Source organism: Pedobacter sp. HMWF019 (genome assembly GCF_003061025.1).
In the GTDB taxonomy this organism is placed as follows: Bacteria; Bacteroidota; Bacteroidia; order Sphingobacteriales; family Sphingobacteriaceae; genus Pedobacter.
This window is the reverse complement of record NZ_QAIL01000286.1, coordinates 1-3959: the sequence shown is the minus strand read 5'-3', so window position 1 is coordinate 3959 and position 3959 is coordinate 1. Positions and strand designations below refer to the sequence as shown.

Annotated in this window: 6 protein-coding genes; 5 read left to right on the top strand and 1 reads right to left on the bottom strand. The window is 41.8% G+C overall.

What is annotated here, in order from left to right; translation table 11 throughout:
• The 5 genes from DBR11_RS16375 to fbp all read left to right on the top strand — a co-directional run.
• Window positions 1-371 (top strand): tail fiber domain-containing protein (locus tag DBR11_RS16375; RefSeq protein WP_108553730.1); only part of this gene is annotated, 371 nt, incomplete at its 5' end.
• Window positions 372-735: 364 nt separating this feature from the next.
• Complete coding sequence (locus tag DBR11_RS16365; RefSeq protein WP_108553728.1) at window positions 736-1119, top strand: VOC family protein; 384 nt, start codon at window positions 736-738, stop codon at window positions 1117-1119.
• A gap of 57 nt (window positions 1120-1176) precedes the next feature.
• Window positions 1177-1827, top strand: coding sequence for a tRNA1(Val) (adenine(37)-N6)-methyltransferase (locus DBR11_RS16360; RefSeq protein ID WP_233260788.1), 651 nt, complete (start codon window positions 1177-1179; stop codon window positions 1825-1827).
• Between the two features lie 162 nt (window positions 1828-1989).
• Window positions 1990-2481, top strand: a complete 492-nt coding sequence (locus DBR11_RS16355) for a metallophosphoesterase (protein ID WP_108553726.1) — start codon at window positions 1990-1992, stop codon at window positions 2479-2481.
• 21 nt (window positions 2482-2502) lie between these two features.
• Window positions 2503-3552 carry a class 1 fructose-bisphosphatase gene (fbp, locus tag DBR11_RS16350; RefSeq protein ID WP_108553725.1) on the top strand — a complete coding sequence of 350 codons (1050 nt, stop codon included), beginning with the start codon at window positions 2503-2505 and terminating at the stop codon, window positions 3550-3552.
• Between the two features lie 62 nt (window positions 3553-3614).
• Here the strand turns inward: fbp and DBR11_RS16345 are convergent.
• A partial coding sequence (locus DBR11_RS16345; RefSeq protein WP_108553724.1) for a ribonuclease HI occupies window positions 3615-3959 on the bottom strand: 345 nt, incomplete at its 5' end.

Below are 3959 nucleotides of genomic sequence, written 5' to 3'. Positions count from 1 at the left end.
TCGCCGTAAAGGCACAAAAAATTGAAGAACAGGATCTGAAAATTAATATCAATAAAATTGCTGATCCTGCCGCACACCTGCAAAACTTGCAACCAGTTGCTTTTCAGTACAATACGGCTCAATTTAAGCACCTTAAATTCCCTGCAGGAACGCAATACGGTTTTCTGGCTAGTAATGTAAAAGCGGAGTTTCCTGAACTGGTTTACGAAACCTCTCAGATGTATACCTCCGGTAAAAACAATACCAAAACAGCAAAGTATCAAAAAGTAGAAACAGAAAGTTTGATCCCAGTACTGGTTGCCGCAATCCAAGAGCAACAAGCGCAAATTGAACAGTTGAAAAAAGAAGTAGAGCAACTCAAAAGCAAGTAATCTGTATTATAGCCATATAGTATTAATTTATTGGAAGCTATACCATATAATATAAATCATGTAATGTTATATCTGGCCTGCCTGTAAGTCAAAAGACAGGTAGGCCAGTTCGTTTGCATACTGCTGTGCCAGTTGTGGAATATGCCCGTATGACCACCCCACATTCGGTCTCTTTGCCTATGCGTTAAACCAAAGTATAAAAAATGACAGGTGTGCGCCCAGCAAATCCGGGGTTGCTCAGAGCGGACCTCAGGGGGCTTTGCCATAAGAGCGAAGCGAGGCAAAGACTCCAGTCCGCGAAGAGCAATCCCGGATTTGTCTTCATTTTTTTTACCTTTGGCATAACTCATCAGAAAAGACGACAATGTTTAATAGAATTCATCATATAGCCATTATCTGCACCGATTATGAAAAGAGCAAAGACTTCTACGTACGTATCCTCGGATTAACCGTACTTCAGGAAGTCTACAGAGCCGAGCGTAAATCCTACAAACTCGACCTGGCCATAAACGACCATTATCAGATCGAACTGTTCTCCTTCGAGAACCCACCAGAAAGACCTTCCCGGCCAGAAGCCGCTGGTTTAAGGCATCTGGCATTTGAAGTAGATGATGTAGATACCACTGTAAATCTGCTGCAATTGATGGGTGTAGTTATCGAGCCTGTGCGCGTAGACGAATACACCGGCAAGCGTTTTACTTTCTTTAACGATCCCGACGGCTTACCTCTGGAAATCTACGAACGTTAGTCCATGGGCAGCATTTTCCGGTTTAAGCAATTTGAAGTTGATCAACAAGATTGCGCAATGAAAATCAATACAGACGGGATTTTGCTGGGCACCTTATCCGGGCAAAATGCGCCCGCTTCCATTCTTGATATCGGTACAGGTACGGGTGTTATTGCCATGATGCTGGCGCAGCGCTTTGATCAGGCTCATGTTGACGCCGTAGAAATTGACGAAGCAGCGGCTACAAGGGCAGAATACAATTTCATCAGGTCTCCTTTTGCAGGCCGTCTGCATGTTTTTCATCAGGATATCTCTCTTTTTGAACCATCGGTACGCTATGATCTGATTGTGTCTAATCCACCTTATTTTGTAAATGACCTTAAAAGCCAGGAAGCCAGAAAAGGAATTGCGCGGCATGCAGATGAAGCTTTTTTTGAATTGCTGATCAGAAAAGTAGCCATAATCCTTACTGCTGAAGGGCTATTCTGGGTCATTCTGCCTGTAAAACAAGCAGCTGATTTGATGTTGAATGCGGTTTTGTATCGTTTGTTTGCCCATAAGATTATTCATCTGTATTCGGATGAAAACAAAGAAGAATTCAGGCAAATCATTTGCTTTGGTTTCGGAGATCGGCCCGTACAGCATGAAAAATTCTATATTTATGCGGGGAGAGGCGTATATACCGATGCTTATCAACACTTGCTGAAAGACTTCTTTCTGGCTTTTTAGCTTTACGGGCTTGGGTACTCGCCCTGGAGATGGCTTCAGGGTATATAGTTTAAAACACTTTTCAAATCATATTAAATGAAACCATCATGAGCAAACACACACAAACAAAAATGAATATGCTCATGATAGCTTCATCTCCGTTAAAAAACAAATTTTATACTGATGAAAACAATAGGTCTTTTGTCTGATACGCATAGTTTTTTGGACGATGCTGTATTTAAATATTTCGATAAATGCGATGAAATATGGCATGCAGGAGATTTTGGTGTAGGCGTTGCAGAACCGCTGGCTGCATTTAAACCGCTTAAAGGAGTTTATGGAAATATAGATGATCAGGAGATTCGCGCGGAGTTTCCAGAGCACCTTCGTTTCAACTGTGAACAGGTGGATGTTTGGATGACACATATTGGCGGCTATCCGGGAAGATATTCTCAGAACGTAAAACCAGATATCTACACTAAGCCTCCTATGCTCTTTATTACTGGTCATTCTCATATCCTGAAGGTGATGTACGATGAAAAAATCAAAAGTCTGCATATAAATCCCGGTGCAGCAGGAAAATCGGGCTGGCATAAAGTAAGAACTTTAATTCGATTTTGTATTTCAGAAGAAAAAATACATACCTTAGAGGCCATAGAATTAGGCAATAGATAACGTATTAATTACACTAAGTACATGTCGGGTATAAAAACATTAGGACAGTTCATTATTGAAAAACAGGCAGATTTTCCCTATGCAAAAGGAGAGCTTTCAAGGTTATTGAGAGATATAGGGATTGCCGCAAAAATTGTAAACCGGGAGGTGAACAAAGCAGGTCTGGTTGATATTCTGGGGGCAGCCGGTACCATTAACATCCAGGGAGAAGGCCAGCAGAAGCTGGATGTGTTTGCAAACGTGCAGTTTATTTCTGCTTTGACCAGCGGGGGAGAGTGCTGTATCGTGGCTACTGAGGAAGAAGAAGAATTTGTACCTATTGATTCACCGGTATCTAAAAATGCCAAATATATTGTATGTATAGATCCTTTGGACGGATCTTCCAATATTGATTGTAATGTTGCAGTAGGGACGATTTTTTCTATTTATCGCAGAAAGTCTGTGGATGGTATGGCGACTATTGATGATGTACTTCAAAAGGGGACGCAGCAAGTGGCGGCTGGCTATGTGATTTATGGTTCTTCAACCATGATGGTGTATACAACAGGAAAAGGAGTAAATGGATTTACACTGGATCCTTCAATTGGGGAGTTTTGCTTGTCGCACCCGAACATGAAGGTACCTGCAGATGGAAAGATCTATTCCATTAATGAAGGAAATTATGTGCATTTCCCGGAAGGGGTGAAGAAATATTTGAAATATGCCCAGGTAGAGGATGAGTCTACCGGAAGACCTTATACCTCAAGGTATATTGGATCTATGGTGGGGGATATTCACCGGAACCTGATCAAGGGTGGGATTTACATGTACCCAACGACTTCAAGCTCTCCGAATGGGAAATTGAGGTTGTTGTATGAGTGTAACCCAATGGCTTTTATTATTGAACAGGCGGGTGGAAAAGCATCAGATGGTTTTAACCGGATTCTGGATATTCAGCCTACCGCTTTACACCAGAGGGTTTCTATCTTCATTGGTTCTGAGAAAATGGTAGATATGGCCGAACAGTTGATGCTGGAGCATTCTCCGGAGACAAGGCGGGAAGTAAACAGTGCAGAAGCTGTAAAGGTGTAGTTATATAAGGTATGGAAAATAAAAAAGCGGAACTGGATTCCGCTTTTTTATTTTGTGCTCTGCTATAAAAATGAAGGTTTGTTTCTTTCTGCTTCAAAGCCAACATCAGGAGGCAAGGTATTGCCTTTTCTGGATTCGGCTACTGCTAACTGGTCGCAGCGTTCGTTTTCAGGGTGGCTGTTGTGCCCCTTGATCCAGACAAATTTTACATCATGTTGTTTGTATATATTCAGGAAGCGCATCCAAAGATCGCTGTTTTTTTTGCCTTTGAAGCTTGTTTTTACCCATCCAAAGACCCATTTCTTTTCTACAGAATCAACAACGTATTTAGAATCTGAGTATACGGTTACTTGTTGTCTGGGGCTTTTGATGGTCTGCAGACCTACAATTACGGCAAGAAGTTCCAT